Origin of the sequence: Novosphingobium sediminicola, from assembly GCF_014196525.1 — a bacterium.
Lineage (GTDB): Bacteria > Pseudomonadota > Alphaproteobacteria > Sphingomonadales > Sphingomonadaceae > Novosphingobium > Novosphingobium sediminicola.
The window spans coordinates 452,320-474,643 of the sequence record NZ_JACIDX010000001.1 but is presented as its reverse complement, the minus strand read 5'-3'; the positions used below and the strand labels follow the sequence as shown (position 1 = coordinate 474,643).

The window sequence follows — 22,324 nt, the reverse complement described above, 5'->3', positions numbered from 1 at the left end:
GATGCAAGGGCTTGGTCGAGTGGCTGTCGGCGCGAACGCGCGTGGCAAGGGTGGGCATTCGAGCAAGCGCAAGGCGCCCGCATGGCGCCATGCCAGCTCGCTCACCGTTATGGCCGGGATGATCGCCGTGGGCAGCGGGGGCCTCAATCCGGCATGGGCCGCACCGCCTCCGCCCATCGTCCTGCCCGCCGTGGGCCAAACTGTGTTCAATCCGGACACGGGCCAGAACGAAACGGTCGCCTCGCAAAATCCGCCTGCCTCGGTCACGACGTCGGCCAACAATCAGGTCTTCGTGGCCACCACCGTTGGCCAGAGCTTCACCGTTTCGGGCGTCACCTACACCGTCACGGCCGTCACCACCGGCACCGGCGGCGCGGTGACTGATGTCACCCTGCTCGATTCCAATTCGGTCAGCTCGACCACCCATGTCGTCACCTCGGTCGCCCCGGCCAGCAACGGCACCGGCTCGACCACGCTCAGCTATTCGGGCGGCGGTTATTACAACATCCAGCGCGGCGGCAGCGGCGGCAACGGCCATGCGGGCGCCCTGTTCGTTTCGGCGGGCGACGGCGGCGACGGCGCCAATGGGCCCAACATCACCGACACCTACAGCGGCCCCAACATCGCCACCAGCGGCGACCGCGTGCATGCGATCATCGTTCAGAGCATCGGCGGCAATGGCGGCAGCGGCGGCGACGGCTATCTGGGCGCCAGCGGCGGCAGCGGCGGTTCGGCCGGGCGCGGCGGCAATGTCAATTTCACCAATGCCGCAGGCGTCAAGACCACGGGTCAGGGCAGCTATGGCATCCTTGTGTCCAGCATCAGCGGCAAGGGCGGTTCGGGGGGCGACGGCTTCCTGTTTTCCTCGGGCGGCAGCGCGGGCGGTGCGCCCGGCGTCGGCGGCAATGCCACGGTCACCAACACCGGATCGGTGCTGACCGGCGATGTCGATGCCAATGGCAATCTGCTGCTCAACGCCAATGGCACGGCCCAGAATCCGTCTCAGGGCGCCGGCTCCATCGGTATTTACGCGCAGAGCCTTGGCGGATCGGCGGGCAGCGGTGGCAGCAGCTATGCCTCGATCGTTTCCGACCCCGGTTCGGGCAGCTTTGGCGGCAATGGCGGCACGGTTCAGGTTAATCAGAACGGCATCGTCAAGACAACCGGCATTGCCGCGCATGGCGTATTGGCGCAATCCATCGGCGGATCGGGCGGCGATGCGGGCACCAGCGCGGGCCTTGTTGCGCTGGGCGGATCGGGCGGCGGCGGCGGCAGCGGCGGCTCGGCCTCGATCACCGCCGACAGCACGGCGCTTACCGAAACCCATGGCAATTACGCCAATGGCCTGATGGCTCAGTCGATCGGCGGCGGCGGCGGCAACGGCTCGACCTCGGTGGGTCTGGTCGGGCTGGGCGGCTCGGGCGCGGGCGGCGGCTCGGGCGGTGCGGTGTCCATCGTCAATGATGGCGTCATCCGCACCTATGGCCAGTTTGCCAATGGCATCTATGCGCAGAGCGTGGGTGGCGGCGGCGGCAATGGCGGCGCATCGGTGGGTATCGGCGCCATCGGCGGCAGCGGTTCGAACACCAGCCCGGGCGGCACGGTTTCGGTGGTCAATGGCGGGGCGATCACCACGGCCAACATCGGCTCCATCGGCATTTTTGCCCAGTCGATCGGCGGCGGCGGCGGTGATGGCGGCGCGTCCATCGGCCTGATCAGCCTTGGCGGCAAGGGCGGCGGCGGCGGCGCGGGCGGCACGGTTTCGGTCAATAACAGCGGCTCCATCGCCACGGGCGGCACCGGATCGACCGGCATTTTCGCCCAGTCCGTGGGCGGGGGCGGCGGCAATGGCGGCACCTCGACCGGCCTGCTCTCGCTGGGCGGCAGCGGCGCGCAGGGCGGCGTGGGCGGCAATGTCACGGTCCTCAATTCCGGCGCGATCAGCACCTCGGGCGAGGCTTCGATGGGCATTTTTGCCCAATCCGTCGGCGGCGGCGGCGGCAATGGCGGCGGCTCGGGCGGCACGGTTGCCATGGGCGGCGGCGGCGGCGCAGGCGGCAATGCGGGCCGGGTGACTATCGGCGACACCGGCAGCATCAGCACCGGCGGCGACAATTCCGCCGCGATCTTTGCCCAGGCTGTGGGCGGCGGCGGCGGCAATGGCGGCGGCGCGATCTCGGGCGGTCTGTTTGCCAGCGCGGCCTTTGGCGGCACGGGCGGCAATGGCGGCGCGGGCGGGCTGGTCTGCGTCAATGCCAATGCGGGCTGCACCGGCATTCAGAGCAACCTTGGCAACACCACGATCTATACCACCGGCGACCGTTCGCGCGGGCTTTTCGCGCAATCCGTCGGCGGCGGCGGCGGCAATGGCGGCTTTGCGGTTTCGGCCTCGGCGGGGCTGGGCGCGACGGTGTCGATGGCCTTTGGCGGCACGGGCGGCAATGGCGGCTCGGGCAATAATGTGATCGTCGGCCTTGCCGGTTCGATCACCACACAGGGCACCCAGTCGGACGGCATTTATGCCAGCTCGGTGGGCGGCGGCGGCGGCAATGGCGGCTTTTCGGTGGCCGCGGGCGTCTCGCTGGGCGCCAGCTTCACCATGGGCTTTGGCGGCGCGGGCGGCGTGGGCGGCACGGGCGGCTCGGTTCTGGTCAACAGCCACACCGACATCACCACCGGCGATAATCAGTCGCGCGGCATCTTTGCGCAATCCGTTGGCGGCGGCGGCGGCAATGGCGGCTTTGCGGCCAGCGGCGGCGTGGGGCTGGGCGCGGTTAATTCGACCTTTGGCGGCGCTGGCGGCGCGGGTTCGGATGCCTCGACCGTCAATGTCACCTCGGTGGGCGCGATTGCTACGCAGGGCACCCAGTCGGACGCGATCTTTGCCGAAAGCGTGGGCGGGGGCGGCGGCAATGGCGGCTTTGCCGTGGGTCTTGCTGGCGGCGCGATCGGCGGTGCCAGCCTGACCTTTGGCGGCGCGGGCGGCAATGGCGGCGCGGGCAAGGCGGTGACGGTTGCCTCAAGCGGCGATCTGTCGACCAATGGCAATTCCTCCTCGGGCATCTTTGCCCAGTCCATCGGCGGCGGCGGCGGCAATGGCGGCTTTTCGGTCTCGGGCGCGGGCGGCGGGATCGGCGGCATCGCGGCCTCGTTTGGCGGCGCGGGCGCGAATGGCGGCAATGCGGGCACGGTCAATGTTTCCAGCGTGGGTGATATTTCCACCAGCGGGGTGACATCCTTTGGCGCGATGGCGCAGTCCATCGGCGGGGGCGGCGGCAATGGCGGCTTTGCCGCTTCGGCCTCGGGCGGCTGGGCCGGCGGGGTCAGCCTTGGCTTTGGCGGCGCGGGCGCGAATGGCGGCAATGGCGCGGCCGTCACGCTCAGCAGCACCGGCAATGTCAGCACCAATGGCGGCAGCGCGCAGGGTCTGTTTGCGCAGAGCGTGGGCGGCGGCGGCGGCAATGGCGGCGGCGTGGTCACGGCGGCGGGCGGTCAGGGCGGCGGAGCCAGCCTGAGCTTTGGCGGCGGCGGCGGCAATGGCGGTGATGGCAGCACGGTCACGCTGGGCAGCAGCGGCGCGGTTTCCACCAATGGCGCCAATTCCGACGCCATTCTCGCCCAGTCGCTGGGCGGCGGCGGCGGCAATGGCGGCTTTGCCATCGCGCTGTCGGGCGGTCAGTTCGGCGCGCTTAGCGTGGCGGTGGGCGGCGATGGCGGCAATGGCGGCACATCGGGCAATGTCGGCGTCACCAGCAATGGCGACCTGACCACCAGCGGCGATTTCTCGACTGGCGCGCGGGCGCAGTCGGTGGGCGGGGGTGGCGGCAATGGCGGCTTTGCCATCAGCGCGGCGGGGGCCCAGTTCGGGGCCGTCTCGCTTGGCTTCGGCGGCAAGGGGGCCAGCGGCGGCGTCTCGGGCAATGTCTCGCTCGATTCGACCGGCACTGTGTCCACCACGGGCGCCAATGCGCAGGGCCTGTTTGCCCAGAGCGTGGGCGGCGGCGGCGGCAACGGCGGCTTTTCCGTGGCGGCGGCGGGCGCGCAATTTGGTGCAGCCGCGCTGTCGTTTGGCGGCGGCGCGGGCAATGGCGCCTCGGCGGGTTCGTCCAGCCTGACCAATGCGGGCAATATCACCACCATCGGCGATTTCAGCGCGGGCGCGCAGTCGCAGTCAATTGGCGGGGGCGGCGGCAATGGCGGCTGGTCGGTGGCGGCGGCGGGCGCGCAATATGGCTCGCTGGCGCTGGGCTTTGGCGGCGCAGGCGGCGGCGGCGGCAATGCGGGCAGCGCCAGCCTGACCAGCACCGGCACGGTGATCACGCAGGGCGCGCAATCGGCGGGCCTGTTTGCGCAATCGCTGGGCGGGGGCGGCGGCAATGGCGGCTTTTCGGCCAGCCTTGCAGGCGCGCAATATGGCACGGCCTCGCTGTCCTTTGGCGGCGGCGCTGGCGGCGGCGGCGATGCCGGCGATGTTGACCTGAGCAGCACCGGCGACATTTCGACCGCATCGCAGATGTCCAACGGCATCGAGGCGCAGAGCGTGGGCGGGGGCGGCGGCAACGGCGGCTTTTCCATCGCGGCGGGCGGCGCGCAATATGGCGCGCTCTCGATGGGCTTTGGCGGCGCGGGCGGCGGCGCGGGCAATGCGGGCAATGTCACGGCCAGCACGATCGGCATGATCCGCACGCTGGGCGACCAGTCGAACGGCATTTTCGCGCAAAGCGTGGGCGGTGGCGGCGGCAATGGCGGCTTTGCCTTCAGCGGCGCGGGCGCGCAATATGGGGCCGCCGCGCTCTCGTTTGGCGGCGGGGCCGGACAGGGCGGCGATGCGGGCACGGTCACCGTGTCGAGCACCGGCGATATCGGCACCAGCGGCATCATGGCCAATGGCATTGTCGCGCAGTCGCTGGGCGGCGGCGGCGGCAATGGCGGCTTCTCGGTTTCGGTGGCGGGGGCGCAATATGCTGCGCCCAGCCTGTCGCTGGGCGGCGCGGGCGGCAATGGCGGCAAGGGCAGCGATGTTTCGGTCGATTCGGCGGGCAATATCCAGACCACCGGCATTCAGGCCTATGGCGTTCTGGCCCAGTCGCTGGGCGGGGGCGGCGGCAATGGCGGTTTTGCCATTTCCGGCTCGATCACTTTCAACAGCAGCGGCGTGGCCGCAGCCGTGGCCGTCGGCGGTCAGGGCGGGCTTGGCGCCACGGCGGGCAATGTCCATCTGGGCAGCACCGGTGATGTTTCCACCACGGGCGACAGTTCGGTCGGCCTGTTTGCGCAGAGCGTGGGCGGCGGCGGCGGCAATGGCGGCTTTTCGGGCGCGCTCTCGCTGTCGCAGGGCAATGCCGTGGGCGTGGGCATCGGCGGCACGGGCGGCACGGGCAATGCGGCTGGCAATGTCGATCTGGTCTCGGTCGGCAATATCACCACGCTGGGCAACAATGCCGATGGCATCGAGGCGCAGTCGATCGGCGGCGGCGGCGGCAATGGCGGGTTCAGCCTGACGGTCACCGGATCGATCAAGGGCCAGTCGATTGGCCGCAATTATGGCGGCGCGGGCGGCGATGGCGGTCTGGCGGGCGATGTTTCGGTGCAGAGCACCGGCACCGTGGCCACGCAGGGCAATCTGTCCAACGGCATTTTCGCGCAGAGCGTTGGCGGCGGCGGCGGCAATGGCGGCTTTTCGATTGCCGCCTCGCTTTCGCAAAAGGGCGGGGCCAATACGCAGGGCATCGGCGGCCTGGGCGGCGCGGGCAATGATGCGGGCGCGGTCACGGTCAGCGCCGATCTGGGCGCGAACCCGCTGATCGCGGGCTATTCGGTGGTCACGCAGGGCACCGGCTCCAACGGCATTCTGGCCCAGTCGGTGGGCGGGGGCGGCGGCAATGGCGGCTTTGCCATTGGCGGGGCTTTCTCGGCCGATTCGGACGCCACCAGCAATCAGGTCGGCGGCGGCGGCGGGGCGGCGGGCAATGCCTCGACCGTTTCGGTCACCAATATCGGCGGCATTTCGACGCTGGGCGCGACGGCCAATGGCATCTTTGCGCAGAGCGTGGGCGGCGGCGGCGGCAATGGCGCCTTTGCCGTGGGCGCGGGCGTTTCATTGAAGAAGGACGCTGATTCCTCGGTCGGCGGCGGCGCGGGCGGCACGGCGGGCAATGCCGATACGGTCTCGGTGGCCAATACGGGCCTGATCACCACGGTGGGCGCTTTCTCGAACGGTGTGCTGGCGCAGAGCGTGGGCGGCGGCGGCGGCGTGGGCGGCTTCTCGGTGGGCGGCGCTTTCTCCAAGGATGGCGGGGCCTCTTCGGATGTCGTTGGCGGCGGCGGCGGCAGCGGCGGCAATGCGGGCGACGTGACGGTTGACACCAGCGGCGGCGTTTCGACGCAGGGCATGGGCTCGAACGGCGTGTTCGCGCAAAGCGTGGGCGGCGGCGGCGGCAAGGGCGGCTTTGGCGTGGGCGCCACGCTGACGCTCAAGGAAGATGGCGATTCCACCTCGACGGTGGGCGGCGGTGCAGGCTCGCTGGGCGGCACATCGGGCAATGTTTCGGTCACCACGAATGGCACGATCACCACGGTGGGCGGCATTGCCAACGGCATATTTGCCCAATCGATCGGCGGCGGCGGCGGCTCGGGCGGCTTTGCCGCGGGCGGCGCTTTCTCCAAGGAAGGCGGCGCGGAATCGAGCGTGGTCGGCGGCGAGGGCGGTTCGGGTTCGACCTCGGGCAATGTCACCGTGGCGGCCACCAGCGACATCGGCACGCAGGGCCAAGGCTCGAACGGCATTCTGGCCCAGTCGATTGGCGGGGGCGGCGGCAATGGCGGCCTCTCGGTGGGGCTGGGCGCGTCGATCTCGGGCGAATCCTCGTCCAAGGTGGGCGGCGGCGGCGGCGGCACCGGGTCTGATGCGGGCACGGTTTCCGTCACGGGCAGCGGCATTATCGCCACCATCGGCGATCAGGCCAATGGCGTGCTGGCGCAAAGCGTGGGCGGCGGCGGCGGCACGGGCGGCCTGTCGGTCGGGCTGGGCCTGTCCAAGGATGCCGGCGCGGACAGCGAATCGGTGGGCGGCAGCGGCGGCGGCGCAGGCAATGCGGGCGACGTCACCATCGACCGCAGCGGCGCCATCGGCACGCAGGGCGTTCAGGCCAACGGCATTTTCGCTCAATCCGTGGGCGGCGGCGGCGGCAAGGGCGGCCTTGCCGTGGGCGGCGCTTTCTCGATGACGGACGATGCCTCCTCCTCGGTCGGCGGCGGCGCGGGCGGCACGGCGGGCGATGCGGGCGCGGTTTCGGTCACGCAGAGCGGCTTGATCCAGACCGGCAAGGACAGTTCGAACGGCATCTTTGCCCAGTCGGTTGGCGGCGGCGGCGGTTCGGGCGGTTTCTCGATCGGCGCGTCCTTCTCGAAATCGGGCGGCTCGACCAGCGACAGCGTGGGCGGCGCGGGCGGCAGCGGCGGCAATGCGGGCACCGTCAGCGTCAACACCAGCGGCGGCCTGACCACCAGCGGCAATTATGCCAATGGCGTGCTGGCCCAATCGGTGGGCGGCGGCGGCGGCAGCGGCGGCTTTGCCATCGGCCTCGGCCTCTCGCTTGAGGGCGAGGCGCAATCCTCGGTGGGCGGCGGCGCCGGGTCGAATGGCGGCACGGCGGGCGATGTCGATGTGGCCACGCAGGGCACCATCGTGACCACCGGCCTTTCTGCCAACGGTGTCTTTGCGCAGAGCGTGGGCGGCGGCGGCGGCAGCGGCGGCTTTGCCATCGGCGCGGGTTTCACCAACAGCGGCGGTTCGGCCAGTTCGACGAGCGTCGGCGGCGAGGGCGGCTCGGGCTCGACCTCGGGCAATGTGGTGGTCGCGGCCGACAGCGCCATCGGCACGCATGGCGACAATGCCAATGGCATCTTTGCCCAGTCGATCGGCGGCGGCGGCGGTCGTGGCGGCTTTGCCGTGGGCGGGGCCATCGGCATTGATGGCGATGCCAATTCCAGCGTCGGCGGTGGCGGCGGCGGCACCGGATCGGATGCAGGCGGCGTTACCGTGTCGGGCTCGGGGGTGATTGTCACCACGGGCGCGAACGCTTCGGGCATTTTTGCCCAATCCGTCGGCGGCGGCGGCGGCACAGGCGGCTTTTCCGTGGGCGCGGCTTTCTCCAGCGCGGCGGCGGCGGCCAGCGACAGCGTGGGCGGCACCGGCGGCGGCGCGGGCAATGCGGGCGATGTCAGCGTTACGCGCAACGGCAGCATCAGCACCAGCGGGGCCAATGCGGCGGGCATTGTGGCGCAATCCATCGGCGGCGGTGGCGGTCGCGGCGGCTTTGCCGTGGGCCTTGGCGCGTCGATTGATGCCGACGCGACCAGCTCGGTCGGCGGCGGTGGCGGCGGCACGGCGGGCAATGCCGGCAAGGTCACGGTCAGCGAGACCGGCGACATCACCACCACGGGCGACAATGCGGCGGGCGTCTATGCCCAGAGCGTGGGCGGCGGCGGCGGCAGCGGCGGCTTCTCGGTCGGCGGGGCCTTCTCCAGCAAGGGCGCGTCGAGTTCGACCAGCGTGGGCGGATCGGGCGCGGGCGGCGGCAATGCCGACGATGTTGCGGTCACGGTCATCGGCAATATCATGACCAGCGGGCGCCTGTCCGACGGCATTTTTGCCCAGAGCGTTGGCGGCGGCGGCGGCGCGGGCGGCTTTTCCATCGGCCTTGGCGTATCGCTGGAGGGCGATGCGGATTCGACCGTGGGCGGCGGCGCGGGCGGCACCGGCGGCAGCGCGGGCAATGTCACCATCGGCGGCAATGGCACGATCATCACGAGCGGCTTCAACGCGGCGGGCATCTTTGCCCAGTCGGTGGGCGGCGGCGGCGGTCAGGGCGGCTTCTCGGTCGGCGCGGGCTTTTCCTCGCAAGGATCGGCCGCGCATGACACGATCGGCGGTTCGGGCGGCGCGGGCGGCGCGGGCGGCGATGTCACCATCGCGCGCAGCGGCGCAATCGGCACGCAGGGCGATGGCGCCAACGGCATTCTGGCCCAATCGGTGGGCGGCGGCGGCGGCAATGGCGGCTTTGCCATCGGCGCGGCGCTCAGCCTTGGCAAGGAGGCCGAATCCAGCGTTGGCGGCAATGCCGCGGGCGGCGGCGGCGGCGCGGGCAACACCTCGGGCAATGTTTCGGTCACGCAATCGGGCATGATCGTCACGCAGGGCGTGGGCGCGAACGGCATCTTTGCCCAGTCTGTGGGCGGCGGCGGCGGCTCGGGCGGCTTTGCCATCGGCGCGGGCTTCTCCTCGGAAGGCACCGTGTCGAGCACCAGCATCGGCGGCGAGGGCGGCATCGGCGGCACTTCGGGCGATGTCACCGTCAACCAGACGGGCAATATTTCGACCATCGGCGCGCGTTCGGACGCCATTCTGGCGCAGAGCATCGGCGGCGGCGGCGGCAGCGGCGGCTTTGCCGTGGGCGCGGCGGCCAGCCTCAAGGGGCAGGCCAATTCCTCGGTCGGCGGCGGTTCGGGCGGCACGGGCGGCGATGCAGGCGCGGTCTCGGTCACCAGTGCGGGCCTGCTGACCACGCAGGGCTTCAATTCCAACGCCATCTTTGCCCAGAGCGTGGGCGGCGGCGGCGGCAGCGGCGGCTTCAGCGTCGGCGCGGGCCTCTCCTCAGAGGGCGGCGCGGCCATTTCGAGCGTGGGCGGCGGCGGCGGCGCGGGGGGCAATGCGTCCTCGGTGTCGGTGGCGCAGACCGGCGATATTGCCACACGGGGCGTTCAGGCCAACGGCATCTTTGCCCAATCGGTGGGCGGCGGCGGCGGCGCGGGCGGCTTTGCCGTGGGCGCTGGGGCCAGCCTCAAGGATGATGCCGAGTCCAGCGTGGGCGGCGGCGCGGGCGGCGCCGCCGGTTCGGGCGCCAATGTGACCGTTTCGGAAGCCGGGTCGATCAGCACCCATGGCGATGCGGCCAATGGCGTGCTGGCCCAATCGGTGGGCGGCGGCGGCGGCATCGGCGGCTTCTCGATCTCGGGCGCGCTCAGCCAGCAGGGCGGGGCATCCTCGGATTCCACGGGCGGTTCGGGCGGATCGTCGGGCGCGGCGGGCACGGTTTCCGTGACCATGACCGGCGACATCGAAACCACCGGCGCCCATGCGCGCGGCGTCTTTGCGCAGAGCGTGGGCGGCGGCGGCGGCGCGGGCGGCTTTGCCATCGGCGCGGGGGCCAGCCTTCAGGGCGACGCCAATTCCAGCACCGGCGGCGGGCTGGGCGGCGCAGCGGGCAATTCGGACGCGGTCAGCGTCAGCCTGCATGGCAATATCATTACCAACGGTCTGGCTTCGGCGGCGATCATCGCACAGTCGATCGGCGGGGGCGGCGGCGCGGGCGGCTTTGCCGTGGGCGCATCGCTGTCCTCTGACGGCGGCACTTCGGCCGAAACCACGGGCGGCGGCGGCGGATCGTCGGGCAATGCGGGCGCGGTCACGGTCAGCCATGTCGGCGGGATCGAGACGTGGAGCGACCAGTCGGGCGCGATTCTGGCGCAGAGCGTGGGCGGCGGCGGCGGCTCGGGCGGCTTTGGCGTGGGCGGCGCGCTCTCGGTCAAGGGCGCGGCCACATCGGGCGTGGGCGGCGGCTCGGGCGGCGCGGCGGGCGATGCCGATGCCGTTTCGGTCGATAATATCGGCAATATCTTTACCCATGGCGCCAATTCGGCGGCCATCACCGCGCAGTCCATCGGCGGCGGCGGCGGTCAGGGCGGCTTCTCGGTCGCGGCGGGTCTGACCACATCCTCGGCCGATGCGGCGGCCAGTTCGACGGGCGGCGCGGGCGGTTCTGCGGGCCGGGGTGCGGATGTGTCGGTGTCCTCGCTGGGCCTGCTCAACATCTATGGCGATCACAGTCGGGGCATTGTTGCGCAATCCATCGGCGGCGGCGGCGGCGCGGGCGGCTTCTCGATCTCGGGCGCGCTTGCCACCAGCGCGGGCGGCGCATCGGACAGCGTGGGCGGCGCGGGCGGCGCGGGCAATTCGGCGGGCAATGTCACGGTAACCTCGGGCGGCCAGATCCTGACCCATGGCGATGTGGCCAATGCGGTGCTGGCCCAGTCGATTGGCGGCGGCGGCGGCGCGGGCGGCTTTTCGGGCAGTCTGGCGGCGGCCCTTGGCGGCGGCGCGGCCAGCAGCTCGGTGGGCGGCAATGGCGGCGTGGGCTCGGATGCGGGCAACGTCACGTTGACGCTGACCGGACAGGTCGGCACGCTGGGCAACAATTCGGCGGCGGTGGTGGCGCAATCCATCGGCGGCGGCGGCGGCCAGGGCGGCTTCTCGCTGGGCGCGGGTTTTGCCTCGAACGGCACGGGCGCAAGCGATGTCACAGGCGGCGCGGGCGGCAATGGCGGCGTGGGCGGTGATGTGCTGGTGTTCAGCAGCGCGATCATCCAGACCCACGGCGATCTGTCGGACGGCATTCTGGCCCAGTCGATCGGCGGCGGCGGCGGCGCGGGCGGCTTTGCGGCCTCGGGCACGATGGCGCTGGGCGAAGGCGCGGCCTCCTCGGCCACGGGCGGGCGCGGCGGCACGGGCCAGAACGCGGGCACGGTCACCGTGTTCAACGCCGGTCAGGTCTATGCCTTTACCGCCGGTTCGGCGGGCATCGTGGCGCAATCCATCGGCGGCGGCGGCGGTCAGGGCGGCTTTGCCGGTTCCTTCGCCATTTCCTCGACCAATTCGGCGATCAGCAACGCGCTGGGCGGATCGGGCGGCGTGGGCGGCGATGCCGATCACGTCAAGGTGGTCAACACCGGCGATGTGCAGGTGAACGGCGACCGCTCGGTGGCGATCATGGCGCAGAGCATCGGCGGTGGCGGCGGTTCCGGCGGTTTCTCGCTGGGCGCGGCGGCGTCGCAGGCCAAGGCGGCCAGCGATGCGGTGGGCGGCAGCGGCGGCGCGGGCGGCAATGCCGGCGGGGTCGAGGTGGCCAATGGCAGCACTGGTACGATCCTCACCAATGGCGCCTTTGGCTATGCGGTCTTTGCGCAATCCATCGGCGGCGGCGGCGGCAATGGCGGCTTTGCGGCGGGCGGTGCGCTTTCGCTCAAGGATGGCGCCAATTCCTCGATCGGCGGGGGCGCAGGCGGTGCGGCAGGCGATGGCTCGACCGTGGCGGTCAACAATTATTCGCAGATCGAAACCAATGGCATCGGCGCCACGGCGGTCTTTGCCCAGAGCATCGGCGGCGGCGGCGGCGCGGGCGGTTTTGCCGCAGGCGCCGGCATCGCGGGCGGCACGGGCAGCACGCTGTCGAGCAGCATTGGCGGCGGCGGCGGTTCGGGCGGCAATGCGGGCGACGTGCGCCTGTTCAACGCCGGTTCGATCCTGACGCAGGCGGATCAGTCGGCGGCGGTGCTGCTGCAATCCATCGGCGGCGGCGGCGGGCGCGGGGCCTTTGCGGTCGGCGGAGCGCTGGCCAAGGGCGATACGGCCAGCCAGAGCGTGGGCGGCGATGGCGGTGCGGCCGGTTCTGCGGGCGCGGTCGATGTCGTCAATATTGCGGGCGGCACGATTGTCACCAAGGGCGCGCTGTCCAACGCGGTTCAGGCGCAGAGCATCGGCGGCGGCGGCGGCGCGGGCGGCTTTGCCGTGGGCGCGGGCCTTTCGCTGGATGGCGGGGTGGATTCGCATGTCGGCTCGGGATCGGGCGGCGCAGGCGGCAGCGCAGGCGCGGTGACGATCACCACCGATGGCGCGATCGGCACGATGGGCGATGGCTCGGTCGCGGTGCTGGCCCAATCGGTGGGCGGCGGCGGCGGCAGCGGCGGCTTTGCCGTATCGGGCGGCCTGTCGGCCAATGGCGCGGCCACCAGCAATTCGGTGGGCGGCGCGGGCGCGGGCGGCGGCACGGGCGGCGCTGTCTCGGTGCATAATGGCGGGCTGATTGAAACGCTGGGCGTCAATGCCACGGCGGTCTTTGCCCAGAGCGTGGGCGGCGGCGGCGGCGTTGGCGGCTTCTCGGCGGGCGCGGCGGCGGCCAACAGCGATGGCGCGTCCAACGTGGTGGGCGGCGATGGCGGCGCGGGCGGCGCAGGCGGCGATGTCACGGTGGACAATGCCACCGGCGGCGCGATCCGCACTTCGGGCGCTTTCTCTGATGGCGTTTATGCCCAATCCATCGGCGGCGGCGGCGGTCAGGGCGGCTTTGCCGCAGGCGGCGCGCTGGCGATCAATGGCGATACAGCATCCAAGGTGGGCGCCGGATCGGGCGGCGGCGGCGGCGACGGCGGCCTGATCGGCGTGACCAACGGCGGCAGCATCGAAACCAGCGGCGACAATGCGCTGGGCGTCTTTGCGCAGTCGGTCGGCGGCGGCGGCGGCCAGGGCGGCTTTGCCGCAGGCGGCGGCATCAGCGCGCAGGGCGGCGGTATCTCGAACGTCACGGGCGGTTCGGGCGGCGGCGCGGGCGCGGGCGGGATCGTCTCGGTCGCCTCGACCGGCGCGATCAGCACGCTGGGCGCCAATGCCACGGCGGTCTTTGCCCAGAGCGTGGGCGGCGGCGGCGGCGCGGGCGGCTTTGCCGTGGGCGCGGCGGCCTCGCGCGCGGGGGCGGTGGCCAACAGCGTGGGCGGCAATGGCGGCGGTGGCGGCGCGGGCGGCGATGTCACCGTATCGAACGGCACCGGCATCATCACCACGGCGGGCACGATGGCCGATGGCGTCTATGCGCAGAGCATCGGCGGCGGCGGCGGTGCGGGCGGTTTCTCGGCGGGCGGCGCGTTGACGGTGGATGCCGACGCGACCTCTTCGGTTGGCGGCGGCAATGGCGGCGGCGGCGGTTCCGGCGGCGTGGTGCATGTCGATAATGCGGGCCTGATCGCCACCAAGGGCGCGGGCGCGCAGGCGATCTTTGCCCAGTCGGTCGGCGGCGGCGGCGGTCAGGGCGGCTTTGCCGCCGGTGGCGGCCTGACGGCGCAGGGCGGCGCGGCCAGCGATACCGTGGGCGGCAGCGGCGGTGCTGGCGGCGCGGGCGGTCTCGTCTCGATCACCACATCGGGCGCGGTTCAGACCGAGGGCGCGAATGCCACGGCGGTCTTTGCCCAGAGCGTTGGCGGCGGCGGCGGCGTGGGCGGCTTCTCGGCGGGCGGCGCGCTGTCCAAGGCCAAGAGCGCGTCCAGCAATGTCGGCGGTGAAGGCGGCGGCGGCGGCGCAGGCGGCGATGTTGAGGTGGACAATGCCGACGGCGGCGCGGTCACCACGCTGGGCGCGCTGTCCTATGGCGTTTATGCGCAGAGCGTTGGCGGCGGCGGCGGCAAGGGCGGCTTTGCCGCAGGCGGCGCGCTGGGCGTCGATGATGACGCAACATCGGTGGTGGGCGGCGGATCGGCGGGCGGCGGCGGCGCCGGTGGCCGGATCACCTTCAACAATGGCGGCGCCATCGGCACGGCGGGCGCAGGCTCCATCGCGGTCTTTGCGCAGTCGGTGGGCGGCGGCGGCGGCGCCGGCGGCTTTGCGGCCGGGGGCGGGTTGACCGTCAACGGCGGGGCGCAGGCCAACAGCATCGGCGGCGCAGGCGGCGCGGGCGGTTCGGGCGGCATTATCGCGCTGACCAGTTCGGGCGCGATCACTACGCTGGGCGACAATGCCACGGCGGTCTATGCCCAGAGCATCGGCGGCGGCGGCGGCGTGGGCGGTTTCAGCGTCGGCGGCGCGGGCGCGCAGGCGGGTTCGGCCACCGAAACCGTGGGCGGCAATGGCGGCGGCGGCGGCAATGGCGGCGCGATCAGCTTTGCCAACACCGCCACCGGGTCGGTGATGACGCTGGGCACCCTGTCCTATGGCGTCTATGCGCAATCCATCGGCGGCGGCGGCGGCAGCGGCGGCTTTGCCGTGGGCGGCGGGCTGACGGTCGACGGCGGGGCCAGTTCGAGCATCGGCGCGGGCAGCGGCGGCGCAGGCGGCAATGGCGGCGCGATCACCTTTACCAATGGCGGCACTATCGGCACGGCGGGCGATGGCTCGATCGCGGTCTTTGCCCAGTCGGTTGGCGGCGGCGGCGGCGCAGGCGGGTTTGCCGTGTCGGGCGGTCTGGCCGCCAATGGCGGCGCGCAATCCAATAGCGTGGGCGGCAATGGCGGCGGCGGCGGCGCGGGCGGCGTGGTCGATCTGGTCACCACCGGATCGGTCATCACGCTGGGCGCCAATGCCACGGCCATCTTTGCCCAGAGCATCGGCGGCGGCGGCGGCGCGGGCGGCTTCTCGGTATCGGGCGGTCTGGCCAAGGCGGATGCGGCGGCCAATGCGATCGGCGGCACGGGCGGCGGCGGCGGCGCTGGCGGCGTGGTCAGCGTGACCAACGGCGGCACGGTGGGCACGGCGGGCGACAATTCGCTGGCGGTCTTTGCGCAGAGCGTGGGCGGCGGCGGCGGCCAGGGCGGCTTTGCCGCAGGCGGCGGCCTTTCGGCCAGCGGCGGCGCGGCCAGCGATGTGATCGGCGGCACGGGCGGCGCAGGCGGCGCGGGCGGCAATGCCTCGGTGGCCAATGCAGGCCTGATCGAGACGCTGGGCGCCAATTCGACCGCGATCTATGCCCAGAGCATCGGCGGCGGCGGCGGCGTTGGCGGCTTCAGTGTCGGCGGCGCGGGCGCGCAGGCGAACAGCGCGGCCAATATCGTGGGCGGCACGGGCGGCGGCGGCGGCGCGGGCGGTATCGTCAGCGTGGGCAATACGGCGACCGGTTCGGTCGCCACCAGCGGCCTGTTTTCCTATGGCGTCTATGCGCAAAGCGTGGGCGGCGGCGGCGGCAGCGGCGGCTTTGCCGCAGGCGGCGCGGTGGGCCTGTCGGGCGATGCCAGCTCGACCGTGGGCGGCGGATCGGCGGGCGGCGGCGGCGCGGGCGGCAAGGTCGATCTGACCAATGCCGGTTCGATCACCACGGCCGGGGCCAGCGCCATTGCGGTGTTTGGCCAGTCGGTTGGCGGCGGCGGCGGCGCAGGCGGCTTTGCGGCGGGCGGCGGCCTGTCGGGCGGCGGCGCGGCGGCCAACACGGTCGGCGGCGCGGGCGGCGCGGGCGGCGCCGGGGGTCAGGTCACGCTGACCTCCGGCGGGATCATCGCGACCACGGGCGACAATGCCGATGCGGTCTTTGCGCAGAGCGTGGGCGGCGGCGGCGGTGCCGGCGGCTTCAGTGTCGGCGCGGCGGGCGCTCAGGCCGATAGCGCAGCCAATATCGTGGGCGGCACGGGCGGCGGCGGCGGCGATGGCGGCCTCGTCTCGCTCTCCAACGCGGCGGATGGCAAGATTTCCACCACGGGCAAGCTGTCCTATGCGGTCTTTGCCCAGTCGGTAGGCGGCGGCGGCGGTGCTGGCGGCTTTACCGCAGGCGGCGCGCTGACCCTTGGCGGCGATGCGACATCGAGTGTGGGCGGCGGCGGCGGCAGTGCTGGCGGCAAGGGCGCGGCGGTCACGCTGTCCAACCTTGGCCAGATCGGCACGGCGGGCGACGATTCCATCGCGGTCTTTGCCCAGAGCATCGGCGGCGGCGGCGGCGCGGGCGGCTTTGCCGTGGGCGGCGGCCTTTCGGCGGGCGGCGGCGCGGCCTCCAATGTCGTGGGTGGCAGCGGCGGCGCTGGCGGTGCGGGCGGTCTGGTCGGCCTCACCAATGGCGGCCTCATCCTGACCACGGGCCAGAACGCTACGGCGGTCTTTGCCCAGTCGGTCGGCGGCGGCGGCGGCGTGGCCGGTTTTGCGGCGGGCGGCGCGGCCTCGGATGCGGCGGGCGTGTCGCAGGTGATCGGCGGCGACGGCGGGGTTGCGGGCGCGGGTGGCAACATCACCATCGCCAACACCAGCGGCGGCACCATCGGCACCAAGGGCGCGATTGCTTACGGCGTCTATGCGCAGAGCATCGGCGGCGGCGGCGGCAGCGGCGGCTTTGCCGCAGGCGGCGCGCTGACCCTTTCGGGCGATGCCAGTTCGACCGTGGGCGCGGGCGCTGGCGGTTCGGGCGGCCGGGGCGGCACCATCGGCTTTACCAATGCCGGTAATGTCTACACGCTGGGCGATCAGTCGATTGCGGTCTTTGCGCAAAGCGTGGGCGGCGGCGGCGGTGCGGGCGGCTTTGCTGCAGGCGGCGGCATTTCGGCTTCGGGTCAGGCGCTTGCTTCGAGCGTTGGCGGGGCCGGTGGCGCAGGCGGTGCGGGCGGCGTCCTGACGCTGGACAACAGCGGCATCGTGGCCACCAGCGGCCAGATGGCCAGCGCCATTCTGGCGCAGAGCATCGGCGGCGGCGGCGGCGTGGGCGGCTTTGCCGTGGGCGCGGGCGCTTCGCAGGCCGGATCGCTGGCCGATGTGATCGGCGGCAGCGGCGGGGCAGGCGGGCTTGGCGGCGCGATCACCATCACCAACAGCAGCGCGGGCGCGATCTCGACGCTGGGCGCCTTTGCCTATGGCATTCAGGCGCAGAGCGTGGGCGGCGGCGGCGGCAATGGCGGCTTTGCCGCAGGCGGCACGCTGGCGGTGGACGGCGATGCGCGCTCGACCATCGGCGGCGGTGCGGGCGGCGGCGGCGGTATCGGCGGCGCGATCACCCTGACCAACGCGGGCACGGTGGACACCGAGGGCGCAGGGGCCATCGCGGTCTTTGCCCAGTCGGTGGGCGGCGGCGGCGGCGCGGGCGGCTTTGCCGGTGCGCTCAGCGCATCGGGCGGCGGCACGTTCGGTTCGGCCATTGGCGGCGACGGCGGCGCGGCCAGCATGGGCGGCGTGGTGAGCATCACCAATACGGGCCAGATCCATACCGGCGGCGCGAATGCGGTGGGCGTCTATGCCCAGAGCATCGGCGGCGGCGGCGGTGTCGGCGGTTTCTCGCTGGCGGCGGGCGGCGGCGTGGGCAGCCTGTCCAACGCGATTGGCGGCATGGGCGGGGCCGGCGGCGAAGGCGGCGCGGTCAGCGTCAGCAATGCCGGCGGGGCGACCATTGTGGCCGATGGCGCGCTCTCCTATGGCGTCTATGCCCAGAGCGTTGGCGGCGGCGGCGGCAAGGGCGGCTTTGCTGTGACCGGCACGCTGGCCACCAGCGGTTCGGCCAGTTCCAGCCTTGGCGCGGGCGCCGGGGGCGGCGGCGGCGATGGCGGCCTTGTGGGCGTGACCAATGACGGCGCGGTGCAGGCCAAGGGCGCGGGATCGGTGGGTGTGTTTGCCCAATCGGTCGGCGGCGGCGGCGGCGCGGGCGGCTTTGCGGGCGGCCTGACCATCGGCAGCGGCGGGGCGATTGCCCAGTCGGTCGGCGGCGAAGGCGGCGGCGGCGGCACGGGCGGCGTGGTTTCGGTGGCCAACACCGGGCTGGTTCAGACGCTGTCCGACAATTCCATCGGCGTGTTTGCGCAAAGCGTGGGCGGCGGCGGCGGCCTTGGCGGCTTCTCGATTGCCGGTTCGGGCTCTTCCGGCTCGGGCACGGCCACTTCGATTGGCGGCACGGGCGGCGCAGGCGGCAGCGCGGGCGATGTCACCATCACCAACAGCGGCCTGATCAATGCCAAGGGCAACCTGTCCTATGGCGTGTTCGCTCAGTCGGTTGGCGGCGGCGGCGGCGTTGCCGGTATGGCGGTGTCGGGCACGCTGGCCGAAGGCAGCGGCGGCCTGACCTCGGCGGTGGGCGGCACGGGCGGCGGCGGCGGCAATGGCGGCGTGGTGACGGTCAGCAACACCGGATCGATCGTGGTCGAAGGCGCGGCATCGGTGGGCGTTCTGGCCCAGTCGATTGGCGGCGGCGGCGGCGCGGGCGGCTTTTCGGGCAGCCTTGCGGCATCGGGCGGCACGCTGGGCAACCAGCTTGGCGGTTCGGGCGGCGCGGGCGGCAATGGCGGCAATGTCACGGTTACCTCGACGGGTTCGATCACCACGCTGGGCGACGATTCGGTCGCGGTGCTGGCGCAATCCATCGCGGGCGGCGGCGGCCAGTCGGCCTTTGCCATCTCGGCCCAGACCGGCTCGTTCGACGCGCTCAGCCTGCGTCTTGGCGCGCAGGGCAATGGCATCACCGGCACGCAGGGTCAGGTCATCGTCAATCTGTCGGGCGGCACGATCCGCACGGCGGGCGCTTTGTCCTATGGCTTGCTGGCGCAGGCGATCGGCGCGGGCGGCGGCAATGGCGCGATCTCGGTGCCGGATCCGCTCTCGGTGGGCGCGGGCGGGGTCACGCTGGCGGTCGGCGGCAGCGGCGGGGTCACGGGCGATGGCAATGTCGTCGATCTGACCAATGCCAATCCCATCGGCACGGGCGGCGCGGGGGCCATCGGCTTTGTCGCGCAGAGCGTTGGCGGCGGCGGCGGCATCGAGGGCGTGACGGGCGATGTCACGCTGGGTTCGGGCAATTCGGCATGGACCACAAGCGTTGGCGGCACCTCCACCTCGGCGGGCAGCGGCCAGTCGGTCACCATCGCCAATTCCGGCGCGATCAGCACCTCTGGCATCTCGGCCTATGGCCTGTTGGCGCAGAGCGTTGGCGGCGGCGGCGGCGTGGGTTCGCTGGCGCTGGGCGTGACCACGGGGTCGGCCTCGGCCATGAATCTGGCCACGGGCGGATCGCAGACCACACAGGGCGATGGCGGCGACATCACCTTCACCACATCGACCGGCGCGATCAGCACCACGGGCAAGCTGGCCTCTGGTCTGGTGGTCCAGTCGATCGGCGGCGGCGGCGGCGTGGCCGACATGACCTCGCTCAATGGCGCGGCGATTGGCTCTGGCGGCATTACGCTGGCCTCGGGCGGCACGGGCGGCGCGGGCGGCAATGGCGGGGCGATCACGCTGAGCCAGAACGGTGCCATTTCCACCACCGGCGCGGGCGCGAACGGCGTTTCGCTGCAATCCATCGGTGGCGGCGGCGGCGTTTCGGCCATGGATAACACCGGCGGCAGCGGCGTGGTTTCGGGTGCGAGCATCGGCGGCGCGGCCAGCGGCAATGGCGGGGCGATCAGCTTCAACCTTGCCGGAAATGTCACCACCACCGGCATCGGTGCGGGCGGCGTTTCGGTGCAGTCCATCGGCGGCGGCGGCGGCACGGTGGACAGTTTTGGCTCGACGGTCTCGGCGCCTCTGGTGCTGGGTTCGACCAATGGCGCATCGGGCAATGGCGGCGCGGTCAATCTGACCACCACGGGCGGTATCGCCACCAGCGGGGCGGGGGCAACCGGCCTGTTGGTGCAATCCATCGGCGGCGGCGGCGGCAATGCCACGGCCACGGACGCGGGCGGCGCGGTCCAGACCCTTGCGGTCCAGACGGCGGCGGGCGGCGGCGGCGGCAATGGCGGCGCGACCAGCGTGACCGTCGGCGGCGCGATCACCACCACCGGGGCCAAGGCTAATGGCGTGGTGGTCCAGTCCATCGGCGGCGGCGGCGGCCTTGTGGGTAATACATCGGTCGCGCTGGGCGGGATCGGTTCGGGCGGCGCGGTGGGCCTGACGGTCAACGCGCCGGTTGTCACCACGGGCACCGGCTCTTCGGCGCTGGTTGTGGGCAGCGAGGGCGGCAGCGGCGTCGGGGCGATCAATATCGCCATCGGCACTGTGGCCATCACCGGCGGCAAGGGCGGCAATGCGCTGCAACTGCATGGCGGGGCCAATAATACCATCACCACGGCGGGCACGTTGACCACGGCCGATGGCCAGACCGGCATGGTGATCACCGCCACCGGGGGCAACAATGCCATCACCAACACCGGCACGATTGTCGGTTCGATTGATCTGGGTTCGGGCAACAACAGCCTGACCAACGTTGCGGGCGGGGTGTTCCTGGCCGGGCCGCTGGTCAATCTGGGTTCGGGCACGTTCTTTAACAGCGGCACGATCGATCCGGGCGGGGCCAATGTGGTCAAGACGCTGGCCATCACCGGCAATCTGGCGACCACGGCCACCAGCCTTTATCGCAGCGATTTCGACGCGCGCACCAACACCGCCGATCTGGTCACGGTATCGGGCACGGCGGCGCTGGCGGGCACGGTCAATGTCAATGTGATGAACCCGGGCTATGCCAAATCGGGCGCGCATGACATCGTGATCCTGCGGGCGGCGGGTGGTATTACCAGCCATGCCGGGCTGACGCTGGTGGCGCCCAATTCGGCGGTGGCCACTTACAGCCTGACCTATCCCAACGCCAATGACGAGACACTGCATTACGTCATCGAATTCGCGCCGAACGGGCTGAGCGCCCAGCAGGCGCGGCTGGGTCAGCTCATCAACCGCATCCAGACCAATCCGACCGCCGCCTTTGCGCCGACCGCCGCCACGATCATGACGATCCCGACGGTCTCCACGCTGGGCGCGGTCTATGACAGTCTGAGCGGCGAGGGCGTGGTGGCGGCCAAGACGGCGGCCTTCACCGTTTCGACCAATTTCCACGATGCGATTTCGCTCCAGCGTGAATCGCGCCTGCTGGATGGCGGTCCGGGCAAGCCCATCGAGCGCTTCGGCAATCTGTGGCTGACCATGACGGGCGGCAATGAAACCGTGCGCGGGGCCAATGGCACGCATGATGTGGAGACCAACGGCTATGCCCTTCAGGGCGGCTGGGATATCCGCCTTGGCCGCAACACCGTGGCCGGGATCAGCGTGGCGGGCGATCCGCAGAACTTCCGCGTGGGCGGGGTCGGCACGGGCGGGCGGATCACCTCGTTCAGCGCGGGCGGCTATCTGGGCACGAATGTCGGGCCTTTGTCGCTGGGGGCCGATCTGGTCTACAGCAACTATGCCACGACCTATACGCGCTCGATGACGCTGCCCGGGACCAGCGAGCTGGCGCGCGGGGCCTTTACCATGAAGGCGCTGTCGGGCCGGATGCAGATCACCGGCAATTTCATGACCGGTTCGCTGCAGATGCGCCCCTTCGCCAGTCTGGATGTGACGCGCCTGTCGATTCCTTCGTTCCACGAAACCTCGGCCACCACATTGGGAACCGCAGGCGTGTTGGGGCTGGGCTTTGGCAAGGAGGCGATGGTGCGCAGCCGGACCTTTGCGGGTGTGGATCTGGGCCGCAACTTCGATCTGGGCGGCGGCACCACTCTGACGCTGGCGGGCAAGGCGGCATGGTCGCATGACTTTGATCCGCAGCGTTCGCTGATGGCCGGTTTTGTCGGGGTGCCTGACTACAGCTTCGAGACGCTGGGCGCCTCGGCGCCTGCGGATGCGGCCCGGCTGGATCTGCGCGGCGCGGTGACGCGCGGCAATGTCCAGTTCCGCTTCAACCTGGGCAGCACGATGGCCGCCCGTTACCACAATTTCGCCGCGCAGGCCGGTTTCCGGGTCGCGTGGTGATGATGCTTTCGACACTTAACGGGGGCCGTCGCGCCC

Annotated in this window: 1 protein-coding gene; it reads left to right on the top strand. The window is 71.7% G+C overall.

Annotated features, from left to right (window positions below; translation table 11 throughout):
- Positions 1-19 precede the first annotated feature (19 nt).
- Positions 20-22,288 (top strand): autotransporter outer membrane beta-barrel domain-containing protein, encoded by a 22,269-nt coding sequence (locus tag GGR38_RS02230; protein ID WP_183622197.1) that lies wholly within the window; start codon positions 20-22, stop codon positions 22,286-22,288.
- Positions 22,289-22,324: the final 36 nt, after the last annotated feature.